Genomic DNA, 20,458 nt, shown 5'->3' with positions numbered 1-20,458 from the left:
AGCGACTCTAGGACCTCACGTCACGTGAGGGTCAAGCGCTTTTCCAGGCTTTCGCGTAAATAGGCACTGACGTGCGCGCCCAGCACCGAGCCGGCCCGCAACAAGGGCTCGCTGGCGTGCGCCAGCATCAAGCGCCGGCGCACGTCGGTGTCGCGGTTGACCAGGCGGTCCACCAAGGCCAGCCAGCGGCTCGCGGCAGCCTGGACTTCAGGGCTGGTGGCGGGCACGCCCTGTGCGATCAGTTGCTCCACCTCGACCGCGAGCGCCCGCCAGTCAGCCTCGGGCACATGGCAAAAGCGCCGCAACTCCTGCAGGGTGATGTATTTGGTCATCAAGGCCATGCGCAGATCGATCGCCTGGTTGACGAATTCAAGCATGTCGGAGGTGGGCGCGCCCTTGCGGCCGTGGGCAGACGGCTCGTTCCTGTACATCTCTCCCCAGCGGTCTATCAGTTCGAAATTGCCGTCCATCCACCGCAGCGTCAGCGCCATCCAGCGCTGGGCCAGCGGTTGGACCTGCGCGGCATCCGGGGCCAGGCCCTGGTCCATGACGCGACGCACCGCCTCCACCAGTGGCTGCCAGTCGGCCTCCACCAGCTTCCAGTTGGCGAAGATGGTCTTGAGCTCGGCGGCACTGAAGTACTTGCCGTAGGTGGTCATCAGCGCCAGGCTATCGAGCCAGGTAGCCATGTCAGGCTCGCCGCCCAGCGCCAGCTGGCCCTGCAGCAGGTCCAGCCGGCTGCGCAACTCGGTGGCCTGGGTGATCTCGCGGTCCAGCGCACGCATCTGCTGCTCGATGATCAGGCCTGGCGAGGTGCTCGCGCCATCGAGCATGGCCGCGATGTCCGCCAGCGCCAGGCCTAGATGGCGAAGCGCCTGGATGCCATGCAGGCGCGCCACATCGCCCGTGCTGTAGAGCCGGTAGCCCGACTCGGAGCGGGCCGAGGGCGTGAGCAGGCCGATCTCATCGTAGTGGTGCAGGGTGCGCACGGTCAGGCCCGTGTGCTTGGCGAGTTCTCCGACTTTGAGCAGCATGCGCCGATTATGCCGAGTGCCGGATGTCAGCCCCGTCAGCCTGAAAGATATCGAAACAGGCCGCGAGCGTTTCTGGGCAGGCGCAGCCAGCTATTAATTCCATAGCAATAACAAAACCCCGTGAACGACGGAATCTGGCGGACAACTGGCACGTGACTTGCATCTCATCTTGTACACAAGTATGGATGCTTCAAATTGGTGCAAATTTCTTTAATTCCTGATACGGCCGGCAAGGCGTCCGTGCCGGAGCGCGCGTCCGCCACTTCGGAAGTCCCGACGTTGGCGCCGCAGGCCTGGATCTGCCGCGCTGCGCCCCCGGCAGCGGGAACGCAGGCGGTTTCGTCTGGCCCGCTCGCGGGCCTGTCTTTTGCGGTCAAGGACAACATGGACGCCGCAGATCTGCCGACCACAGCCGGTTGCCCGGCCTTTGCCTACGAGCCGCCGGCCAGCGCCTTTGTTGTGCAGAAATTGCTCGATGCTGGTGCATGGCTGACGGGCAAAACCAATCTTGACCAGTTCGCTTGCGGCCTGAATGGCACCCGCTCGCCGCTCGGCGCGGTGCCTAATGCGTTCAACCCGGCTTATGTATCAGGTGGCTCCAGTTCCGGTTCGGCCTATGTGGTGGCCACCGGCCAGGTGGACTTTGCGCTGGGCACCGACACAGCCGGCTCCGGGCGCGTGCCGGCTGGCCTGAACAACATCGTGGGCCTGAAGCCTTCGCGCGGCCTGATCAGTGCCCGTGGTGTTGTGCCTGCGGCGCAAAGCGTGGACTGCGTCTCCATTTTTGCGCGAACGGTGGCCACAGCGGTACAGGTGCTGGAAAGCGCGATGGGCCATGACGCACTCGACCCCTATTCACGCAAGCTGGCGCTGGCCAGTATCCCGTTTCCACCGGCTTTCTGTTTTGGTGTGCCGGCGAGGCTGGAATTTTTCGGCGACAGCGCCGCTGAAGCTGCCTTTGAAGAAGCTGTGGCGCGGATGCAATCCCTGGGCGGCACGCCGGTGCCCGTTGATTTTGCGCCGCTGGCCCAAGTGGCGGCCCTGCTGTATGAAAGCGCACTCGTGGCGGAACGCTACACCGCCATCCGCAGCTTCTTCGATGCGCATGAGGACGAGGTGATGGAGCCGGTGCGCAGCATCATCGCTGCCGGACGGGGCTACAGCGCAGCCGATCTTTACGAAGTGCAGACCCGCGTCAGGTTGCTGGGCCAGCAGGCTGACGCGATGTGGCCGAAGATCGATTGCCTGCTGGTGCCGACAGCCCCGACGCATTACACGATTGTGCAAATGCAGCGGGACCCGGTGGCGCTGAACCGCAAGCTAGGTGCCTATACCAATTTCGTGAACCTGCTCGACTACGCAGCCCTGTCGGTGCCCAGCGCCGTACGCCCCGACGGCCTACCATTTGGCATCACACTCATCGCGCCCTGCGGCAGCGACTGGCAACTGACGGAGCTGGGCCAGCGTTATCACCATGCCACCGGCCTGACGCAGGGCGCCACCGGCGCGCCTCTGCCCGCCATGCGGCCGATTGCCGGCATTCACAAGCCGGCCACGGTGAAAGTAGCGGTGGTTGGCGCGCACCTGTCCGGCATGCCCCTGAATGGTCAATTGACTGAACGCGGCGCCACCCTCGTCGGTGAGACTGAAACCGCGCCGCATTACAGGCTGTTTGCGCTGCCTGGTACCACCCCACCCAAGCCCGGCCTGCTGCGTGTGCCTGCCGGCCAGGGCGCGCATATTGCCCTGGAGATCTGGGAGATGCCGTTGGCCGCTTACGGCTCCTTTGTGGCGCTGGTCCCCTCGCCTCTGGGCATAGGCACGCTGGCGCTCAGCGACGGCACCACAGTCCAGGGCTTTTTATGTGAAACCGAAGCCCTGCAGGGTGCGCAGGACATCTCGTACCTGGGTGGATGGCGTGCCTATGTCGCTTCGTTGAAGGCCGCTAATCCGTGACCCGTTTCCTTTCATCCATCACTTTCATCCATCACCTACCCTGGAGAGACTCATGAGCCAAGCCAAGCATTCCACCCGCCGCACCCTGTTGAAGGCAGGGGCAGCCACCGCAGCGCTGGGTGTGCTGGGCGCGCCCGCCATCGTGCGCGCCCAGTCCGGCCCCAAGATCCGCATTGGCTACTGGCCCATCGCCGCCGGCCTGCCGTTTTATTCGGCCATCGAGCTGGGTTACTTCAAGGAGGCCGGGCTTGACGTGGAGCCGCTCAAATTTGCGGGCGCCCAGCAGGTGATGGAAGCCGTGTTGTCCGGCCGTTCCGACGGCACCGCCAACGGCACAGGCTCGGCCAATATCGCCATCGGCGAGCTGGCGCAGCCAGGCACCTTCAAGATTTTTTGCTCCAACCCGAGCAATGTGAAAAACGTGCTGGACGAGGTCATCGTGCCGGTGGCCAGCCCCGCCAAGGTCATGGCCGACCTCAAGGGCAAGCGCGTCGCGTCCGGCCCGGGCATCCAGAATGTGACGCTGGCCAAGACCGTGCTTGAACGCGGCGGCGCCACCGGTGCCACCGTGGTGGAATTGCCTATCGGCCAGCATGTGGCCGCGCTCGCCGCGGGCCAGGTCGACGGCGCCTACACGCTGGAGCCGACCGGTACCATAGGCCGCATGAACGGCACCACGCGCGTGCTGGAGCCCGGTGTGATCGCCCGCTACGTGCTCGGCGACCCCATGGCGCCCTGGTTTGGCGGCTCGGCTTCGCTGTCCTCGGAATTCATCAAGAAGAATCCGGACGCGGCAAAGAAGTTCATCGCCGCTTACGGCAAGGGCGTGGCCTACGTGCGCAACAAGTCGGTCGAGGCGCGCCAGTACCTTAAAGGCTACACCGCCATCGAAGGCGCGCTGACCAGCGAGGTGCCCCTCGCGGCTTACACCATGTACAACGAGTTCACACCCGCCGACGTCGCGCATTTCCAGAAGTTCTTCGACCTGTTCTCGGAAAAAGGCATCTTCAGTTCGCGCCTCATGGTGGACTCGATGCTCTACAAGGGTTGAACGTGATGGATGGCACCTCCTCCGTGACCGCGGCACCAGTGGCCTCTGCCAAGCCCTGGGCGCCGCCGGCCAGTGCACCGGCCGCCGCTGTGCAGCGCAAGCCGGCGCTGGACAGGGCCTTGCCCTTCATTGGCCCGGTGGTGCTCTTCATCATCTGGGACCTGGTGGTGCGCCTGGGCTTCATCAAGGCCATCCTGCTGCCGCCCCCGCTGGACGCGCTGGGCGCGCTGATCAATGGCTTGGCGGGCGGCCCGCTGCTCAAGGACTTTGCCGTCACGGTGTGGCGCACGGTGCAGGCCTTCATGATTGCAGCGGCCGTCGGCATGCCGCTGGGTGTGCTGCTCGGCAGCAACGAGAAGGCCTATCGCAGCGTCGAGTTCCTGATCGACTTCTTCCGCTCCACACCTTCCTCGGCGCTGATTCCGCTGTTTCTGATGATCTTCGGCGTGTCCGACATCAACAAGGTGGCGATTGCCGCCTTTGGTGCGCTGCTCATCGTTGTGTTCAACAGTGCCTATGGCGTGATCAACGCGCGCAAGCAGCGCGTGATGGCGGCCAAAGTCATGGGTGCCTCGCGCTGGCAGGTGTTCAAGGACGTGCTGATCTGGGAAAGCCTGCAGCCGAGTTTTGTCGGCCTGCGGTCGGCTGTGTCCATGGCGCTGGTGATCGTGATCGTCGCGGAAATGTTCATCGGCGCCGACACTGGCCTGGGCAACCGCATCATCAACTCGCAGCAGGTCATGAATGTGAAGGACATGTACGCGTCCATTCTGGCCGCCGGTGCGCTGGGCTATGCGCTCAACATATTTTTCTTGGTGCTTGAGCGCCGCATTGTTCACTGGAGCGGCAGATGAGGCCCCCACGGTCGTTCGCTTCGCGTAACTTCCTGCCCCCCGAGGGGGCCGCTGCGCCTGCGGCCTGGCAAAGCCAGTTCCGCGGCCCTTGCTTGAATGGGAGAGAGCTGCGGTCACTTGCTGTACTGCCTCCTTATGGACCTCACTGGAGTTTGTCATGTCCGCTGTAATCAACGCTCCTGTGTTTGCCGATGTTCCCGTGCGCGAATTTCAGCCGGGGCCGGCTGGCACGCACATTACCATCCGCGGGTTGACCAAGTACTTTGCTGGCTGGCCCTTGTACGAGGACTTCAACCTCGACATTCCGAAGCAAAAAATCGTCTCGGTGTTCGGACCCAACGGCTGCGGCAAGTCCACGCTGATCAACATGATCGCCGGGCTGGTGCCCATCGACGCCGGCGAGATTCTCTTCGATGGGAAGTCTCTGAAAGACACCAAGATCGGCTACGTGTTCCAGAACTACCGCGAAGCGATGTTTCCCTGGATGCGCACCATCGACAACATCGCCTACCCGCTCAAGCTCGAAGGCAAGTCCAAGGCCGAGGTGGACAGGCGCATGGCCGAACTGGTGGCGTCTTTCGATGTGAAGTTCGACCTCAAGCGCTACCCCTACGAACTGTCGGGCGGGCAGCAGCAGACGGCTTCCATCATGCGGGCACTGGCGAACAATCCAGAGGTCCTGTTTCTCGACGAGCCGTTTTCGGCGCTCGACTTTGAAATGACGCTGTTCATTCGTGAGAAGCTGCAGGAGGTGTTCATGCAGACCGGCACCACCATGCTGCTGGTTTCGCACGATCTTGAGGAAGCGGTCTACCTCGCCGACCAGGTGCTGCTGCTGACCAAGCGGCCTACCCGCGTCGCCGAGATACTCCCGTACAACGATGCCCGGCCGCGCACAGTGGAAACGCTGTCCGAGGCCAGCTTCATCAGCACCAAGAAGCGCAGCCTGGAAATCTTCCAGCGCGAAGTCCGGCGCTGAAACGGTAGGCGCCATGAATGACACCCGCCTGCTGGCTTATGTTGAAACCATGGCCGCGTTGCTGAAGCTGCCGCTGGACGCGGCGCGCGCCCAGCGTGTGGCGGTTCACCTGCAGCGCACAGCTGCCATGGCCGCGCTGCTGGAAGCTGCGCCACTGACGGTGCATGACGAACTGGCCGAAATATACAGGCCGGCAGCCTTTCCGCCCAATGACGACGGGCGCGAACAGCTATGAAAACAATAGCGCTTGATGCTGCTGCAATGGCCAGGGCGGTTGCCTCCGGAGAAGTCAGCGCGCGCGAACTGCTGGACGCCAGCCTGGCACGGATTGAATCCACCGACGGCCGGGTCAACGCCTTCACGGACAAGACGCAGGCACGCGCCCGGGTAGAAGCCGATGCCGTGGACGCGCGGCGGGCCGCCTCGCAGCCTCTGGGGCCGTTGGCCGGTGTGCCTTATGCGGTGAAGAACCTGTTCGACATCGAAGGCGTCGTCACGCTGGCTGGCTCCATCGTCAACCGCGGCGATCCGGCTGCCGCATCCGACGCTTTCCTGGTCCGGCAGATGAAGGCGGCCGGCGCTGTGTTGGTGGGCGGTCTCAACATGGACGAATACGCCTACGGTTTCACCACCGAGAACACACATTACGGCCCCTGCCGCAATCCGCACGACCTGACGCGCATTGCCGGCGGCTCCTCGGGGGGGTCGGGTGCCGCGGTGGCTGCCGGGCAGGTGCCCATCACCCTGGGCTCAGACACCAACGGCTCCATCCGTGTACCGGCCTCGCTGTGCGGGGTCTGGGGCCTCAAACCCACCTTTGGCCGGCTCTCGCGCCGCGGGACCTATCCGTTTGTGCACAGCATTGATCACCTGGGGCCGCTGGCCGACAGCCTCGCCGGCCTGGCGCTGGCTTACGACGCGCTGCAGGGCCCCGACGCGCTGGACCCGGGTTGCCAGGCCTTGCGCGTACAGCCAGTGGTGCCGCTACTGGGCCGCGGCACAGCGGGCTTGCGCATCGGCGTGCTGGGCGGCTATTTTCAGGACAACATTGCGCCCGCGGCGCGCGAGGTGGTGGCGCTGGCCGCCAGCACCCTGGGCGCGCACGCCGAGGTCAGCTGGCCCGACGCCGCGCTGGCGCGTGCAGCGGCCTTCATCGTCACCGCGAGCGAGGGCGGCAGCCTGCACCTGAATGAGCTGCGCACCTGCGCCGACGACTTCGAGCCGCTCTCGGTGGACCGCTTTATCGCCGGTGCCCTGCAGCCGGTGGACTGGTATTTGCGCGCCCAGCGCTTTCGCCGGGTTTACCGCGACAAGGTCAACGCGCTGTTTCGCGACTGGGATGTGCTGCTCGCCGCCGCCACACCGGTCAGCGCACCCGTCATCGGCACCGAGTGGCTGGACATCAATGGCACGCAGCAAGCTTGCCGGCCTTCGCTGGGCCTGTTGACCCAACCGGTCTCTTTTGCCGGCTGCCCCGTCGTTACCGCGCCGCTGTGGCCCAGCGGCACCGGCGGCTTGCCTGTAGGCGTGCAACTGATCGCCGCGCCCTGGCGCGAAGACCTTGCGTTTCGCGCAGCACAAATCCTCAGCGATGCCGGCGTCGCCCGTGTCCAGCCCGTTCAGTTTTAGACCCACCATGCTTGCCATCAACCTCCCCGAAGTCCTGGCCGAAGTCACGGCCCAGTTCGAGCGTTATGAAGACGCGCTGGTCAACAACAAGGTGGAGGTACTTGACGAGCTGTTCTGGAACAGTCCGCACACCCTGCGTTACGGCGTGACGGAAAATCTCTACGGCTACGCCGCCATCCAGGCCTTCCGTGCGGGGCGGCCCGCGCAGGGGCTGGAACGCAGCCTGCTGAAAACCGTGATCACCACCTATGGCTCCGACATGGCCACAGCCAACGTCGAGTTCCAGCGCGCCGGCAGTACCAAAACCGGCCGGCAGAGCCAGACCTGGATTCGCACGCCTGCAGGCTGGCGCGTGGTGGCTGCACACGTCAGCTTGTTGGCCTGAGAAACCTGTTGCACGCCCTATGATGATGACCACATGAACAGCTCCACGCCCTTTGTCGAGATGCCATCGAAAACCACCGAAAAAGTGCCCCATCGCTCGCGTGCCGACGAGGTGTACGAGGAGCTCAAGCGCGACGTGTCGGATTTCAAGCTGGTGCCCGGTGACCGTTTCACTGAAACCGAAATCAGCGAGCGCCTGAGCGTGTCGCGCACGCCGGTGCGCCAGGCCTTGTTCAGGCTACAACAGGAGGGCTTTGTCGAGGTGCTGTTTCGCAGCGGCTGGCGTGTGCTGCCGTTTGACTTCGACCAGTTTGAAGATCTCTATGACCTGCGCATGGTGCTGGAAACCACGGCCGCGCATCGCCTGTGCGACGGCGCACTCAAGGTCGACAACAGCCTGCTCGATGCGTTGGCGGCGATCTGGCTGGTCAGCCCGGAACAGCGCAGCAGCGACACCGTACAGGTCGCGCAGTGGGACGAGGCCTTTCACTGCGCCCTGGTGGCCGCCGCCGGCAATGCCGAGATGGCACGCGTGCACCGCGATGTGACAGAGCGCATCCGCGTGATTCGCCGGCTCGACTTCACCAAGCAGCCGCGCATTGATGCCACTTACGAGGAACACGCCAAGATCTTGAAGGCCATTCAGCGCAAGCGCGGCGATCAAGCTGCTTTGCTGCTGCGATCGCACATCCAGACCAGCCAGGCCGAGGTACGCAAGATCACACTCCACCAGGTGCACTTGGCGCGCCAGCTGGGCGCCAAGGCGCGCTGAGCGTATCTTTGTGGTCAAAGTTTATTGAAAAACTCTTTTAGCCCAAGACGGACGGGTGCACGCAACTATTCGTTTGATAGCTAGATGAGTGACTGACGGGGTTGCTCAAATCGTCTGGTTCATGCTGGCGCGGCGATGGCTGGTATTGCCAGGAGGCGATCAAGATGCCCGGGATCTCACGGGTTTTGAATGTCGCGTTCGACTCCGGCAGATCGGTGTTTTTATGAAAATTGGATGCTGATCGCCGTCCCTGCTTGCGGGTAGAAGCCGCAGCACGAAATTGCCACCTAGAATAGCCAAAAAACATCTGCCTGCCGCAACTGGCATGTTTGTCATCTTCATGGGCGTTATGCTCGCTTAAGATTTCTAATCGAGGAGGCGAAATGAAGGGTGTGTGGAACGTTTTGGAACGTGCTGGCCTGGTCCGCAATGAGGGGGGTGAACCACCGCCTACAGACTCACCCGGCCACGAAGAGCTTCCGACAGATGTCCCGTTCGGCGATGGAACGATTGCTTCGGTAGAAGAAATCGCCGGAATTTCGCTCGCGCAGGTATACGAAGCCGCTGCTGTGCCAAAAGCCCCTTATCCCGCTGAACGCCTGCTTCGCCTGCTCGAGGGCCTCAAAGCAATGGACGACGGTACCCGGCGCCAGGCCATCCAGGCCATGGATGCGGCTGACGACACCTGGGCAATTGGCGACCCCATTCGGGATGCTTCTGCAAAAGTAGCCGCCATCGAATCCCATGCTTCGGCCCTGCGCGCAAGTATTGCACTGGCTGAGCAGGAAACCCGGGCTGAGATCGCGCGGCTACGGCAACAGCATGAGGTATCCGTGGTTGAAATTAAAAGACAGATGAGCGAACTGGAAGGCCTGCTGTCGCGCGAGATTGCGCGGGGCACCCAGGAGAGCGCCACCCTGGAGGCAGCTTTGCAGGCGCAAGTAGAGCGCACAACGCGCGAACTGGGAAGCCTTTCCCGGGTCGCTGGTGATTTCAGATCGCTGGTTGCCCAATTTAGCTCCAATACAACTAACTGAGGGAGAGCACGAAATGGCTTACAAAATGACCGGCCTGACAAAAGGCCTCCTGGCGACGATTGCACTGGGCCTGATCGGTTCCGTCGGATGGAACTTTTTCCTCAAGGACAAGCTGGCCTCCGATGGTGCAAAAACACAGGCGGTAGCAGCTGGTGACAGCAAGGCGGCCGCGCCACGGCCTTCGTCCGGGAAGTTGGGTAGCCCCGGTAATCCGCTGCGCGTCAGCCTCGTCAGTTTTCACGGCTACGCGCCGGCGCTGGTGGCCAACGGAAACAGTCTCAGAACGCAGCCTGGGTCCATCTATGCCCAGCAGGGGTTGAATGTTGAGTTCGTGATCAATGACGACATCCCCACGCTGACGACACTTTTTGAGTCGAAGGCAGCACAGTGCGCATGGCGTACTTCCGACTTCTGGGCTCAGGAACATCCCAATCTGCGCAATTCCGGTCATGACGCAAAGGCGGTCGTGATTGTTGACAACACACAGGGCGCTGATGCGGTCATTGCGCGCGATGCATCGGTTCAGAAAATCGAAGATCTGGCAGGCAAGACTGTCGCCCTGTTGCAGTACACACCCTCGCACGGCATGCTCATCGACGCGATTGACAACTCTTCATTGACCGCGCGTGCGAAGAAACAGATCAAACCCATCTTCATCAAGGCCGACGAAGGCACGGCCGGTGTCCGCGCAGCGTTCGTTGCGGGTAACGTGGACGCTGCAGTGTTGTGGGACCCGGACCTGGCGCTCGCGGTTCGCGACGTGAAAGGGGCACACGTCATCTATTCGACCAAAACCGCGACGAATTTGATTTATGACGTGATCGTGTGTGACCAGCGTGAGCTGGCCAAACCCGAGAACGTGGAGGTGTTTCAGAAGTTTGTCGATGGCTGGCTCGAGGGCGTAACAGCCGCCAAAGCCAAGCCGGACCAGGCTGTCGAGGCGCTGATCGCGACCGAGGAGTACTTCAAGCTGTTGGGCAGCAAGGAAGGCAAGCCTTTCGTCAAGGGCCTGTTCGGCAATTTGCTGTGGACCGACCTGTCGGACAACGCGCGCGCGCTCGGGTTGGCCGGTGGTGTGAACCACTATGAGCGCGTTTATTCGCGCTTTGACCAGATTTACCGGGCGGAAGGGTCGCTGGCGAATCCAAAATCTCCCGTGATCACACCGCAGGACAGTTTTGACTACCGGTTCATCAAGGCTGCGCTGCAGCGCAACACGCAGGCACAAGCCAGCGCCGCGCGTCCAGTGGAGACCTTTTCGGAGCAAGGGCGCACAACTGCCATGGCGGCGCAAGCGGTGGTAACGAAGCCGGTATCTGTGACCTTCGCTTCGGGGTCAGCCGAGCTGTCCAAGCGGGCGCAACTGGTGATCGACAAGGAAATGGTGCCGTTCATCGAAAACAACGGCAGCGCCTATTTCGAACTCAGCGGCAACACCGATTCGGTTGGTGCGGCTTCCGTCAACGAAGCGCTGTCGCAGGCCCGCGCAAAAGCGGTGGCGAGCTATCTGGAAAAGCAGTGGGAAATTTCCCGATCCCGTCTGCGGGTGACGGGTTATGGCTCAGCACGTCCGCTTTGCGACGAACGCAACCCAGCTGCCTCTGACATGAGCCTCGATGAGTGCCGCGGATTGAATCGTTCAACCCGGCTGGCTGTGTTTGGCAAGTGAACCAGTTCTGGAACCCGTATCGGGCGCTGAGCCCGATGCAAAGGCGGTTGCTGGGGTTGGGCAGCATCCTGACCGTTCTGGTTCTGTGGTCGGTGCTGTCGGCGTCCGGACTGTTGAGCAAGAACCAATTGCCTTCTCCATGGGCCGTGGCCGAGGCCATGTCTTATCTGGCCTGGTATGAAGGCAAGAGCCAGCTGGCAGTCGCGACCATGTGGTCGGTCGGTCGGGTGGCAACGGCCTCGCTGCTGGTGATGGTCATCGGTATTCCGCTGGGTGTTCTCATGGGCGCCTCACCCAAAGTCAACGCGGTCTTCTCGCCGCTGGTTGACCCGTTTCGCTCGGCCCCGGTGGCCGCGCTGTTGCCGATCATGGTGATGTGGTTCGGCATCGGTGAATTCATGAAAATCGCGTTTCTGTTTGTCGGCTCCATTGTGTACCTGACGCCCCTGGTGCGCGATGCCGTGCGTTCGGTGCCCGAGGGTTACCTGATCAGCGCCCAGGACATCGGGGCCACGCAATGGGAAGGCATCACCAGGGTGCTGGTGCCTCTGGCCATGCCGCGCATCATGGATGCAATTATCGTGGGTGTCTCGGTCAGCTGGACCTACATCACCGTGGCCGAATATGTCAACGCGCAGGAGGGGTTGGGGCAACTGATCGCCAACGCCAGGCGGCTCAGCGCCATGGACCAGGTTTTTGCCGGCATCATCGTCATCATTGCCGTGGCGTTGTTGACATATCAGTTTCTCATGTGGCTCAAACGCAGACTCTACAGATGGGAGACGGTATGAGCGCGGCGCAAAAAGCCAAAGCCGAGTCGAGTCCGCTGGTGTCGGCCGTCGACATTGTGCAAGAGTACCCGCAGCCGGACGGCAGCACATTGCGCGTGCTGGACAACATCAACCTGACTTTCGAACGCCCTTCGATCAACATGCTGCTTGGTCCGTCGGGTTGCGGCAAATCAACCTTGCTTCGGATGTTGGGCGGCGTCCGTCCATGGAACGTCAAGACGCCTACTTCCGGGACCGTCGAGATCGAGGGGCAGGCTTGCACAGGACAGCATCCCGATGCGGTCATGGTCTTCCAGCACTATGCCAATCGACCCGACCTGACCGTGCGCGAGAACGTGCTCTACCCTTTTCGTTTCGCGGAGTGGAAACGCCAGGTTCCTCTCAAGGAAGCGCATGAGCGGGTGGACCAGATGCTTGGGGAAGTGGGCCTTGCCGACAAGCGCGACCAGTATCCGTCCCAGCTTTCTGGCGGGCAAAACCAGCGCGTCGCGCTGGCCCGCGCGCTGGTGCTGCGGCCCAAGGTGCTGCTGATGGACGAACCGTTCGGTGCGCTTGATGCGCAGACGCGCGCGACCATGCAGACCTTGCTGAGCCGTCTGAACCAGGCGCATCCCTGCCTGATCCTGTTTGTCACCCACGATGTGACCGAGGCGCTGCTACTGGGGGACCGTGTCATCGTCCTGTCCACCCAGCCGGCCCGCATCATCGACGACTTCGACATTTTCGAGCGCCAGCCGAGAGGCCAGGCGTGGCTGATGGGCGCGCAAGTAAGGGAAATGCACGACCGGATCGTCGGGCATCTGCGCGCAACCAACGGACCCGGCAATGTCCGGTTGACGGTGTGAGCCAGGAAACGCGTTACTGGCTTGCGTTCCTGACGCACCCCTTCAACCAGGCCATGGTGCTGGGGGGGGCTGCCATCGGCGTGCTTGCGTCGCTTCCCTTGGGCTGGGATGCCCTGGCGCTGGTGATGCTGGGCATCGCCGCGCTGGAAGTCCTGGGCTTGGCCATCGTGCCGGGCTTGCCGTCCTTTCGCAAGGTTGCAGACGAAGATACGCGTCGGCGCCTGCGCAAAGCCAGGCGCGAACGCCTTCTGGAAGAAATTGCGCAGCACGGTGGATCGAGTTACCTCGGGAACTACCAGCAGATGAGCGAGCGCGTGCAGTCGCTGTACCGGACCGCAGCAGACACCAGCACCGCGTTGACCGGGCGGGAAGTGGAGCAACTGGAAGATTTGTGTGTGAGCTACCTGGCGATGTGCCTGAGCGACGCCGCCATGAGCCAACAGGACGTCAATGACCTCGCCGGGGTGGCAGAGCGCAAACTGCGGGGTGTCGAGCAAAAGTTGCAGAAGGGCGGGACGGGCGGCGCGGAGGAGCAGCAGTTCAGGCGCGCCAGGGCGGAGTATGAAGAGGTACTGGCGCGGCAGGCGCGCATGATTTCACGCCGCAGCATCCTGGAGGCAAACCTGGTGTCCATGCCAATGCGGATGGAAGAGGTGTACCAGATGGTGCTGGCCTCCCCAGGCTCCGGCGACCTGGGCGCCTTGCTGGAGGAGTCGGTCGCCAAGCTTCGGGCTGCGGAAGAAGTAACGGTGGATGTCGAGGCAGCTTTCGGGTTGAAATCGATGACCAGCCTGCCTTCCAGGCTCGACGGGGTGCCGGAGGCGGCCAAAGTGAGCCGGGCTGTCGGAAGCCGGGAATGATCCGTCCACGGACGGGGTGTGTATGTGGGCCGCCCTGTCCGGGCGGCGGTAATCTGTCAACCAACGGAAGTGAAGAGGAAGATCATGGCTAACAATTTAATCGTGGGTCGCTTGTGGAATCTCTGGACCGGCTTCATTGCCCTTTGGGTGACGGATATCGAGAAGGAACACCCCGAAATCGCGTACCAAAACTCGATTCAGTCGATGATCGAGAAGTACGCGAAGTTGAAGCAGGCTTCAGGGCGGATCATTGCAAGAAAGCTGGACATTGAGGGACGGCTGCAGACCGCGAGGGCAGACCTGGCAAAGGTCGACCAGCAGCTCAGCGCGGCGCTAGCCACCAACCAGGATGATCTGGCGCTGGTCCTTATCCAGAAGAAGAATGCTCTCGGCGAAGAAATTGCTCACCTGGACAGCGACTTCTCGGAGGCGGACAAGGATGCTGAAGAGGCCAAGGCCTCGCTGCTTGAGATGAAGAGCGAGATCGACCGGCTGAAAGCCGAGAAAGACCGCATGATTGCCAAATTCCAGAGCGCCGAAGCGCGACTGAAAATCCAGGAGTCGTTGGACGGGCTGTCGATTGATGCCGAGGTGCAGGCGCTTGCCGGCGTGCGCGATCACATCAAGGGACGGGTGGCGGAGGCCAAGCTAGGAAGCGAATTGCGCGAATCTGACCTGGATACCCGGTTGAAAAACCTGAACCGCACTGCCGGAGCGGTGACCGCGCGCGCGCAGCTCGAGCAGATGAAGAAAGCCAATGCCGCGGCGGCAGCCGGCGGCAAAACACTCTGACCCCCACACCTATGGCCACCAAGCCGAAACTGCCGGGTTGGGCGGATGTTGTGCGGGACAAGTACCTTGCCGGCGAGACGTCGACATTCGTCCTTTACCGCAATGTGTTCGATATCTATTTGGTCAACGGGCAACTGTTGGACCTGAAAGCCTTCCTGACCGGGGTGTTTGTCGAGGAGACCAAGCGGACAGTGGTCGAGGTCTCGCCGGAATTCGGAGTGCAATGCCTGAAGGGGCACGTTGATATTGACGCCGGCGCCGATCTCGTAGGCCAGTTGCACAGTCTGGAGCGGCATTTGCGGAGTTCTCAGGGAACGGCTATTTTCGTGCCGTATGCGGACGCCATCATGCCGGGTGACGACGCCGGCTACGTCTCGCAGGATGACCGCAAGGTCGGCACGCTGTTTCACCGCTGGTCACTTGATCGCCTGCTCAGCGCAGCCGACAACATCACGTTCATCGTCGTCGAGACGCTAGGCTCGCTCAATCAGTCTTTGCTGTCCAACCCGAAGGTAGCGGCCATAGAAATCCCGATGCCCGACTTGCAGGCACGGGCGGACGTGGTTCGCATGTTTGCGCCCAGGCTGACCGAGCGGCAGATCGCCCTGTATGCCGAACGCATGGCGGGCATGCGCGTGGTGCAGATTGAAAGCCTGATGCGCGCGTCGGGTAACGGCTCGATGTCGGAAGCTGAGCGCGAGAAGCTCATTTTGCAGCTGCTGCATGGTGCTCCGGATGCTGCGGAGCGAGCCAAGCGGTTCGCGGGCATTACAGCGGGAATGACCGCTGAAGAAATCGGCACGTTGGTAGAACCGGCGAAGGCCGTGCCTTGCGAGGACCCGGACGAAGACGTGCTGCGGCTGATCCACATTCGCAAGCGTGAATTGATAGAAAAGGAATGCGCCGGTCTGATCGAATTCGTTGAACCCAAGCACGGCTTGTCCGCTGTTGGCGGAGCCGATCACATCACCGGAGAGTTGATGGAGATCGCCCAAAACCTGAAGCGCGGCGATAAGCGGCTCACGCCCATGGGGCTGCTCGCTGTAGGTCCCATGGGCGCCGGCAAAACCTTCGTTATCAAGGCGTTTCTCAAGGAAGCAGGTTTGTCGGCGGTGGCGCTCAAGAACTTTCGCTCCAAATGGGTGGGCTCAACCGAGAGAAATCTCGAGCGTGTGCTGGCAACCGTCAAGGCGATGGGGCCCATTGCCGTGCTGATCGACGAGGGTGACCGCAGTTTTGGCAATGGTGGCAGCGAGGGAGGGGACGACGGAACCAGCTCGCGCGTCATTGCCAGGCTCAAGGAATTCATGTCCGATACCGAGAATCGCGGCGTGGTGCTGTTCGTCATGCTGACCAACCGACCAGACAAGCTCGACACCGACATCAAGCGGCCAGGGCGACTGGACAGAAAAATCCCCTTCTTCTACTGTGAAACCAGGCAAGAACGTGCTGCGGTTGTTGCCACGGTCATCCGGCGTTACGATGGAACTTCGTCCTTTGACATGCCGGCGCTTGAGACATTGTGTGAAAGTCTGGCGGGATACTCTAATGCCGATCTGGAGGCCATGACGCTGCTCGGGCTTGAGTTCAAGGCACGTGAGGATAGCCTGTCTTTCATGGAAGCACTGGCCAAAGCCAGAGATGATTTCATGCCGCCGCAAGAGAAGGACATGATCGAATTCATGGAACTGCTGGCGGTTTCGGAAACGTCGCGACGCTCCTTGCTACCAGAGCGGTTTCGCAAGATGGCGGTGAGCGACATTCAGAAAAATTTGCGCGAGGCGCGCGTACGCGCGCTCGGGCGCTAACCACTTAACACACGGAGATGACCATGGGAATTGTTCAAGGGGATGCGATGTCGAAGGACCAGGTTCTGGCGCTGGCCGCTTGCATGCTGTCCACCGCGCACGTCGACGGCGTGCGGCCGGAGGAGGAAGCACTGATCCGACGGTTTTACGAGGGCTCCGGCGTCCAGGGCCTGCCGCCGTTCAGCGAAGTAGGGGCTCTGGCCGGGTCCGGCGAGTCTCTGCTCAAGAAGGCTTCGGGCGACGCCGGGTTTGCCGAGCAACTGGTTTTGATGTGTTTTGCGACTGGCTACGCCGACGGAGCCCTGAGCGACGCCGAGCGCAGCCATGTTGGCAAACTTGCCGCCACCGCAGGCGTGGCGGACGCGCGGGTGGCCGAGTTGCTCGAGCAGGTGAAGGACTCCCTGATCGGGGCGCTGTCCCATTTGCCGGATGCCCAGTCCGTGGCGGAATTGGCCAAGGGGCTTTGAGGAAGCGCTGAACAAGTCCCCTGCGGCGCGCGATCAACCGGGCTCGGGCGGTCTGCGGCGTTGAACTTCTTGCCAATGGCCAGCTATTGCCTGCGACATCCGCCTTGCATCCCATCCCGATCCCGCTGCCGCGCCTCCGCAAGGACTTATTCAGCGCTTCCTTCATCCCTAACCGAGAAAAAGAGGGCGTGGTCTTTCTCGAAGGCGAGGAAGCCTTCTGCCAGCGAAGCAAGAGCCTCTTTTCTGCGATCGCCCACCAGGTATTTCAACGCTGCGCGTGCGCCCGACAGGGCGTAGTCAAAATGGTCGGCCTCCACACCACCGCCATGGCCGCTATGGACGCCGACCCAGGCATAGCAGCGGTGCTTGCCGCCGGCCAGTTCGACCGTTGAGCGCATCAGGTGCTGGACCAGCTCGTCCCGGTTCTGGCGCAGGTATTCATCGATGACCGAAAATTCGCTGTCGGCCAGCAGTTCCGAGCCGAGGTGGTAGCCAATACCGGCAAATACACGTCCCACGTCGTCGTCGGCAGACCGCCCCTGGCCTGTGTAGCCGGGCAGCACCGATGCGTTCACTTTCTGCAGCGCAGGAGGTTCGGTTTCATCGAGCACTTTATCGCCAAGGCCGTAGAACGCCGACATGCTGATCAGCGACGCCTGGGCCATGCAGCGATGCGTATCGCGGATTGGATTGATATGGTCGTTGTACTCGTCGCGCGCGGCGTCGAAGATGTAACTTGCAATGAAGTTGCTTCTGTCGGCGACGGCGCGCGGAAAGCCTTTCTCCTGAAAGAGATCCCTTCTCTCCCCGATCAGACTGACAAGCGCAGAAACGCCATTTGCAAATCGGCTGTTCCAGGATGCGTAATGCACGAAGAAGCGCGTCAATTGCTCGCCGTCGGCAATCAATTTCAAACGGGCCGGAACGCGGGCGGTCGCGGCGCCGAAATCCACCAGAGATTGAAAGTAATCCTGGCTCAGGTCCGGTTTCGTATGTTCATTGTTCATGGATGACTTTCGTGGGAAATCTGTTTTTTGCGTTGGCGGCTGTGTCCGAATCTAGCTCTGTATTGACAGCCCGCAGATTGCTTGGAATGACTTCATATCGGTTGATGCGCCTACAAGCTCAGGTCGTAATCAACGGTGATGGGCGCATGGTCAGAAAAGCGCTGCGTCCTGTAGATGGTTTCACTTTGGGCCAGGGCCGCCACGGCCGGCGTGGCCAGGTGGTAGTCCAGCCGCCAGCCGACATTTTTCGCATAGGCCTGGCCGCGGTTGCTCCACCAGGTGTAGGCTTCGTCGGTGGTGGTGGGCTGCAGCTTGCGGTACACATCGACCATGCCACCGCCGCGCGTGGCTTTCACCGCGGTCTGGCCCGTGCCCTCGGTCAGCTCTTCCAACGCTTCTTCTGCCGCTTCTGCGTCGCGCAGCAGTTCGGTCATCCAGGCGCGCTCTTCAGGCAGAAAGCCACTGTTCTTGCGGTTGCCCTTGAAGTTCTTCAGGTCGATTTCCTGGTGCGCGATGTTGATGTCGCCGCACAGCACGAAGTCGCGGGTTTCCCTCAGTTTGGCCAGGTAAGGATAAAACTCCGCCAGGAAGCGGAACTTGGCGGCCTGCCGCTCTTCGCCGGAGGAGCCGCTGGGAAAGTAGCAGCTGATGATGGACAGTCTGGGCGCGTGCTTGCGGCCAGGGCGGTCAAAGCGCAGCTCCACATACCGGCCTTCGGCGTCAAACTCATGCGAACCGTAGCCGGTGATCACGTCACTGGGCTCATGGCGGCTGTAGACGGCGACGCCGGAATAGCCCTTTTTTTCGGCAAAGTGAAAATGCCCCTTGAGCCCTGCGATTTCCTCGAAGCGGCCCGCCACATCGGCTGCCTGGGCCTTGAGTTCCTGCACACAAATACAATCCGGTTGGGTCTGGGCCACCCACTCCGGCATGCCTTTGGTGGCGGCAGAGCGGATGCCATTGAGGTTCAGGCTGGTCAATTTAAACAAGGACATCTCCAATGAGCACCCCAACGGTCGCGCCAGGGCAAAAACAAAACAACAGCAGCCAAAGCGCTGAAAGCCATGAGCTGGCGCAGGAATTCGTGCAGTTTGCCATCGAGTCAGGCGTGCTGCGTTTTGGCGAGTTCAAGACCAAGGCCGGACGCCTGAGCCCCTATTTTTTCAATGCGGGGCTGTTTGACGACGGCGCCAAGCTGGGCCGGCTGGCGCAATTTTATGCGCGCGGCCTGCTGCTCGAAGAGAAAACGCGTGGCCTGCAGTTCGACATGATTTTTGGCCCGGCCTACAAGGGCATTCCGCTGGCTGCGGCGGTGGCGGTGGAATTGGCGCGGCTGGGCCGCAACGTGCCTTTTGCCTATAACCGCAAGGAAGCCAAGGACCATGGCGAGGGCGGCACGCTGGTCGGCGCACCGGTCAAGGGGCGGGTGCTGATCATCGACGACGTGATTTCTGCCGGCACGGCCACGCGCGAGTCGATCGCGATCATCCGGGCGGCGGGTGCCATTCCCCATGCGGTGGCCATTGCGCTGGACCGCCAGGAAAAGGCGATGGAAAACGGCCAGGACGTGAGCTACAGTGCCGTGCAATATGTTACGAATCAGCTGGGTCTCCACGTTTTCGCGATTGCCCGATTGACCGACTTACTGCAGTATCTGGCTGAAGCGAATCAGGCGCCACAGGGCACGGGGGAGCCGCAAGCCGGCGATTCGCTTCAGGTTCATTACCAGCATGTGCTGGCCTACCGGCAGCGCTACGGCGTCAATTAAGGGTATTTTGTTGTTATTGCAAACACATGTTCAGCGGATGTTGGGTGTGACGTGGGTCGTCCTGGCGGCCAGCTTGGGCGGCGCCGTTCAGGCCCAGGGTATTTACAGCTGTGTCGACGGCAAGGGCCGCAGAATCACCGCTGACCGGCCGATTGCCGAATGCGTGGACCGCCCCCAGCGCGAAATCAACCCTTCGGGCACCGTCAAGCGCGTTGTAGGGCCCTCGCTGACCGCGCAAGAACGCGCTGAACAGGAGCAAAAAGACAAGGCGGTCACGGAAGCACGGGCCCGCGAAGCGGAAGAAAAACGCCGCGACCGCGCCCTGCTGCTGCGTTATCCCAGCCGAGCTGTGCACAACAGGGAGCGCGCCGAAGCGCTGGAACAGATTGAGGCGGTGATCAAGGCCGCCAGCAAGCGCACGACCGAACTGGCCGAGCAGCGCAAGGCCATCGACACGGATCTGGAGTTTTACAAGTCCGATCCCGCCAAGGCACCGCCAACGCTCAAACGCAAGCTCGAAGAAAACGACGGCAGTGTGGCCGTGCAGAAACGCTTTATCGCCGAGCAGGACGCGGAGAAAAAACGCGTCAACCTGCGTTTCGATGAAGAACTGGTCAAACTCAACCAGCTCTGGAGCATGGGCGGGGGCGTGCCCGACACGGCGCCCGCCGCCGCGGCTGTCCGGAAATAGTGAATTTAGGAGGCGGATTCAAGTACGAAGTGCATCGTTCAGAAATAGGGTGGGCCAAGAGCAA

The 20,458-nt window shown here is 61.8% G+C and carries 21 protein-coding genes; 18 read left to right on the top strand and 3 right to left on the bottom strand.

What is annotated here, in order from left to right:
• Positions 1-20: 20 nt before the first annotated feature.
• Positions 21-1,034 (bottom strand): MerR family transcriptional regulator, encoded by a 1,014-nt coding sequence (locus ABI660_RS14655; RefSeq protein WP_348069288.1) that lies wholly within the window; start codon positions 1,032-1,034, stop codon positions 21-23.
• A gap of 297 nt (positions 1,035-1,331) precedes the next feature.
• Between ABI660_RS14655 and atzF the strand changes: the two genes are divergently transcribed.
• The 16 genes from atzF (at position 1,332) to ABI660_RS14575 (ending at position 16,928) form a co-directional block, all read left to right on the top strand.
• Positions 1,332-2,990, top strand: coding sequence for an allophanate hydrolase (gene atzF, locus ABI660_RS14650; RefSeq protein ID WP_348069317.1), 1,659 nt, complete (start codon positions 1,332-1,334; stop codon positions 2,988-2,990).
• A gap of 52 nt (positions 2,991-3,042) precedes the next feature.
• Entirely contained in the window at positions 3,043-4,041 is a 999-nt protein-coding gene (locus ABI660_RS14645) for an ABC transporter substrate-binding protein (RefSeq protein WP_348069286.1), read from the top strand.
• 5 nt (positions 4,042-4,046) lie between these two features.
• Entirely contained in the window at positions 4,047-4,895 is an 849-nt protein-coding gene (locus tag ABI660_RS14640; protein WP_348069284.1) for an ABC transporter permease, read from the top strand.
• A 157-nt stretch (positions 4,896-5,052) separates the two neighbouring features.
• Positions 5,053-5,874, top strand: a complete 822-nt coding sequence (locus ABI660_RS14635; protein WP_348069282.1) for an ABC transporter ATP-binding protein — start codon at positions 5,053-5,055, stop codon at positions 5,872-5,874.
• 13 nt (positions 5,875-5,887) lie between these two features.
• Complete coding sequence (locus ABI660_RS14630) at positions 5,888-6,109, top strand: AtzG-like protein (RefSeq protein WP_348069280.1); 222 nt, start codon at positions 5,888-5,890, stop codon at positions 6,107-6,109.
• Positions 6,106-7,503 (top strand): AtzE family amidohydrolase, encoded by a 1,398-nt coding sequence (locus ABI660_RS14625; protein WP_348069278.1) that lies wholly within the window; start codon positions 6,106-6,108, stop codon positions 7,501-7,503. Before ABI660_RS14630 ends, ABI660_RS14625 begins: the two co-directional genes overlap by 4 nt.
• Before the next feature lie 7 nt (positions 7,504-7,510).
• Entirely contained in the window at positions 7,511-7,888 is a 378-nt protein-coding gene (hpxZ, locus tag ABI660_RS14620; protein ID WP_348069276.1) for an oxalurate catabolism protein HpxZ, read from the top strand.
• Positions 7,889-7,948: 60 nt separating this feature from the next.
• Positions 7,949-8,659 (top strand): GntR family transcriptional regulator, encoded by a 711-nt coding sequence (locus tag ABI660_RS14615; RefSeq protein ID WP_348069314.1) that lies wholly within the window; start codon positions 7,949-7,951, stop codon positions 8,657-8,659.
• A 383-nt stretch (positions 8,660-9,042) separates the two neighbouring features.
• A complete protein-coding gene (locus ABI660_RS14610; RefSeq protein WP_348069274.1) occupies positions 9,043-9,696 on the top strand; it encodes a methyl-accepting chemotaxis protein in 654 nt (217 codons plus the stop codon).
• Positions 9,697-9,709: 13 nt separating this feature from the next.
• Positions 9,710-11,365, top strand: a complete 1,656-nt coding sequence (locus ABI660_RS14605) for a phosphate ABC transporter substrate-binding/OmpA family protein (RefSeq protein ID WP_348069272.1) — start codon at positions 9,710-9,712, stop codon at positions 11,363-11,365.
• Positions 11,362-12,156 carry an ABC transporter permease gene (locus ABI660_RS14600; RefSeq protein WP_348069270.1) on the top strand — a complete coding sequence of 265 codons (795 nt, stop codon included), beginning with the start codon at positions 11,362-11,364 and terminating at the stop codon, positions 12,154-12,156. The genes ABI660_RS14605 and ABI660_RS14600 overlap by 4 nt, the downstream gene beginning before the upstream one ends.
• Positions 12,153-13,001, top strand: coding sequence for an ABC transporter ATP-binding protein (locus tag ABI660_RS14595; RefSeq protein WP_348069267.1), 849 nt, complete (start codon positions 12,153-12,155; stop codon positions 12,999-13,001). The genes ABI660_RS14600 and ABI660_RS14595 overlap by 4 nt, the downstream gene beginning before the upstream one ends.
• Complete coding sequence (locus tag ABI660_RS14590) at positions 12,998-13,861, top strand: hypothetical protein (protein WP_348069265.1); 864 nt, start codon at positions 12,998-13,000, stop codon at positions 13,859-13,861. The genes ABI660_RS14595 and ABI660_RS14590 overlap by 4 nt, the downstream gene beginning before the upstream one ends.
• Before the next feature lie 102 nt (positions 13,862-13,963).
• Positions 13,964-14,653, top strand: a complete 690-nt coding sequence (locus ABI660_RS14585) for a PspA/IM30 family protein (protein WP_348069263.1) — start codon at positions 13,964-13,966, stop codon at positions 14,651-14,653.
• A gap of 11 nt (positions 14,654-14,664) precedes the next feature.
• Positions 14,665-16,461, top strand: a complete 1,797-nt coding sequence (locus ABI660_RS14580) for an AAA family ATPase (protein WP_348069261.1) — start codon at positions 14,665-14,667, stop codon at positions 16,459-16,461.
• Between the two features lie 23 nt (positions 16,462-16,484).
• Positions 16,485-16,928, top strand: coding sequence for a hypothetical protein (locus ABI660_RS14575; RefSeq protein ID WP_348069259.1), 444 nt, complete (start codon positions 16,485-16,487; stop codon positions 16,926-16,928).
• 146 nt (positions 16,929-17,074) lie between these two features.
• Here the strand turns inward: ABI660_RS14575 and ABI660_RS14570 are convergent, their stop codons facing one another.
• Together ABI660_RS14570 and ABI660_RS14565 are read right to left on the bottom strand one after the other, a co-directional pair.
• A complete protein-coding gene (locus ABI660_RS14570) occupies positions 17,075-17,935 on the bottom strand; it encodes a hypothetical protein (RefSeq protein WP_348069257.1) in 861 nt (286 codons plus the stop codon).
• A 110-nt stretch (positions 17,936-18,045) separates the two neighbouring features.
• Entirely contained in the window at positions 18,046-18,924 is an 879-nt protein-coding gene (locus ABI660_RS14565) for an exodeoxyribonuclease III (RefSeq protein WP_348069255.1), read from the bottom strand.
• A gap of 11 nt (positions 18,925-18,935) precedes the next feature.
• Here ABI660_RS14565 and pyrE point away from each other — a divergent pair, with 11 nt between their 5' ends.
• A complete protein-coding gene (gene pyrE, locus ABI660_RS14560; protein ID WP_348069253.1) occupies positions 18,936-19,703 on the top strand; it encodes an orotate phosphoribosyltransferase in 768 nt (255 codons plus the stop codon).
• Positions 19,704-19,740: 37 nt separating this feature from the next.
• On the top strand, positions 19,741-20,394 hold the full coding sequence (locus tag ABI660_RS14555) for a DUF4124 domain-containing protein (protein ID WP_348069251.1): 654 nt from the start codon (positions 19,741-19,743) through the stop codon (positions 20,392-20,394).
• The last annotated feature ends 64 nt before the right edge of the window (positions 20,395-20,458 follow it).

This window comes from Polaromonas sp., from assembly GCF_039930745.1.
Classification (GTDB): Bacteria; Pseudomonadota; Gammaproteobacteria; order Burkholderiales; family Burkholderiaceae_C; genus Polaromonas.
The sequence above is the reverse complement of the archived record's forward strand: the minus strand, read 5'-3'. Positions and strand labels throughout refer to the sequence as shown.

Bases quoted from the DNA above. Each gene is read 5' to 3' on its own strand.
- ABI660_RS14655 (WP_348069288.1), bottom strand. From the start codon at position 1,034: ATGCTGCTCAAAGTCGGAGAACTCGCCAAGCACACGGGCCTGACCGTG.
- ABI660_RS14645 (WP_348069286.1), top strand. From the start codon at position 3,043: ATGAGCCAAGCCAAGCATTCCACCCGCCGCACCCTGTTGAAGGCAGGG.
- ABI660_RS14640 (WP_348069284.1), top strand. From the start codon at position 4,047: ATGGATGGCACCTCCTCCGTGACCGCGGCACCAGTGGCCTCTGCCAAG.
- ABI660_RS14635 (WP_348069282.1), top strand. From the start codon at position 5,053: ATGTCCGCTGTAATCAACGCTCCTGTGTTTGCCGATGTTCCCGTGCGC.
- ABI660_RS14630 (WP_348069280.1), top strand. From the start codon at position 5,888: ATGAATGACACCCGCCTGCTGGCTTATGTTGAAACCATGGCCGCGTTG.
- ABI660_RS14625 (WP_348069278.1), top strand. From the start codon at position 6,106: ATGAAAACAATAGCGCTTGATGCTGCTGCAATGGCCAGGGCGGTTGCC.
- hpxZ (WP_348069276.1), top strand. From the start codon at position 7,511: ATGCTTGCCATCAACCTCCCCGAAGTCCTGGCCGAAGTCACGGCCCAG.
- ABI660_RS14615 (WP_348069314.1), top strand. From the start codon at position 7,949: ATGCCATCGAAAACCACCGAAAAAGTGCCCCATCGCTCGCGTGCCGAC.
- ABI660_RS14610 (WP_348069274.1), top strand. From the start codon at position 9,043: ATGAAGGGTGTGTGGAACGTTTTGGAACGTGCTGGCCTGGTCCGCAAT.
- ABI660_RS14605 (WP_348069272.1), top strand. From the start codon at position 9,710: ATGGCTTACAAAATGACCGGCCTGACAAAAGGCCTCCTGGCGACGATT.
- ABI660_RS14595 (WP_348069267.1), top strand. From the start codon at position 12,153: ATGAGCGCGGCGCAAAAAGCCAAAGCCGAGTCGAGTCCGCTGGTGTCG.
- ABI660_RS14580 (WP_348069261.1), top strand. From the start codon at position 14,665: ATGGCCACCAAGCCGAAACTGCCGGGTTGGGCGGATGTTGTGCGGGAC.
- ABI660_RS14575 (WP_348069259.1), top strand. From the start codon at position 16,485: ATGGGAATTGTTCAAGGGGATGCGATGTCGAAGGACCAGGTTCTGGCG.
- ABI660_RS14570 (WP_348069257.1), bottom strand. From the start codon at position 17,935: ATGAACAATGAACATACGAAACCGGACCTGAGCCAGGATTACTTTCAA.
- pyrE (WP_348069253.1), top strand. From the start codon at position 18,936: ATGAGCACCCCAACGGTCGCGCCAGGGCAAAAACAAAACAACAGCAGC.
- ABI660_RS14555 (WP_348069251.1), top strand. From the start codon at position 19,741: ATGTTGGGTGTGACGTGGGTCGTCCTGGCGGCCAGCTTGGGCGGCGCC.